Source organism: Caulobacter sp. HMWF025 (assembly GCF_003060965.1).
Lineage (GTDB): Bacteria > Pseudomonadota > Alphaproteobacteria > Caulobacterales > Caulobacteraceae > Caulobacter.
The window spans coordinates 1-1333 of sequence record NZ_QAII01000166.1; the positions used below are offsets into that span (position 1 = coordinate 1).

The 1333-nt window shown below is 66.2% G+C and carries 1 protein-coding gene; it reads right to left on the bottom strand.

Annotation, left to right across the window (positions count from 1 at the left end):
• Nucleotides 1–1333, bottom strand: a 1333-nt coding sequence (locus tag DBR10_RS17730) for a calcium-binding protein (protein ID WP_272482613.1), incomplete at both ends; no start/stop codon positions are given.

Below are 1333 nucleotides of genomic sequence, written 5' to 3' on the forward strand. Positions count from 1 at the left end.
CCCCGGTGATGACATTGGCCAGGCCGTTGCCGAACCCCTGGAACGCCCCCGAACCGGTATAGGTCAGGTTCTCGATATTGGCGCCCAGTGCAAAACTGGCGATGGCCGTGCGCACGAGATCCAGCCCCTCGCCGGCGTTCTCGACAATCACGTCCCCCAGGTTGTCGACGATGTAGGTGTCATTGCCCTGGCCGCCGATCAGACGGTCGGCACCCAGACCGCCGTCCAGCAAATCAATCCCCGCGCCGCCGGTGATGACATTGGCCAGATCATTGCCTGTCCCCCGGAACCCGCCGGAGCCGGCAAAGGTCAGGACCTCGAGATTGGCTGCAAGTCGATAGACCGGGGCCGTGGTCCTGACGGTGTCGAAGCCTTCCCCGGCCAGTTCGGTGATCACGTCAGCGGCGCTGTCGGCGAAATAGGTGTCGTTGCCCTGGCCGCCGATCATCGTGTCGGCACCGGTCTTGCCGTCGAGCGTATTGATCCCTGCGTTACCGATCAGGGTCTGGGCATAGGCGTTGCCCGTCAGGTTGAGCGCCGCCGTGCCCGTCGCCGCTTTCAGGACCTCGATCGAGACGCCTTCGGCGAGGCCGTAATTGGCCGAGGTCACGGCGGTGTCGGTGCCGCCGCCGAAGCCCTCGACGATAACGTCCAGACTGTTGTCGAGGCGATAGAGATCATCGCCAAACCCGCCTGCCAGGGTGTCGCGTCCCGGCCCTCCGTCGAGGGTGTCGGCCCCGCCGCCGCCCGACAGCAAATCCTGAGACGCACTGCCGGTCAGGCTGTCGGCATGGGCCGAGCCGAGGATCGCCTCGATCGACTGCAGACGGTCGATCCCGTCGCCCACGGTATTCTGTGGCCCGGCCAGGGCGAGGCTGACGGTGACCCCGGCGGCGGCGGCGGCATAGGACGCGGTGTCGAACCCGCCGCCCCCTTCCAAGAGGTCATCCCCGGCTCCACCGGCCAGGGTGTCGTCGCCGGCGCCGCCCTTCAGCGTATCCGCGCCACCAAACCCGGCCAGCAGGTTGGCATCGCCATTGCCGGTCAGCAGATCGGCATAGGCCGAGCCCCAGACCCCCTCGATATCGACCAGCACGTCGATACCGCTGCCGGTCGCCTGCGCGCCGTGCAACGACAGATTGACGGTAACCCCCGTCTCCGTCTGCACCAGGCCCAGATCCGGATCCAGATAGGACGACAGTCCGATATGGCCGCGATAGTCGACGACATCGAAGCCCGCGCCCCCGTCGAGCAGTTCGTCATAGCCCTGGTAGGCTCCGTCAAAACGGCCACTGGAGACAAAGAAGGTATCGCCGCCGACCAGTACATCGTC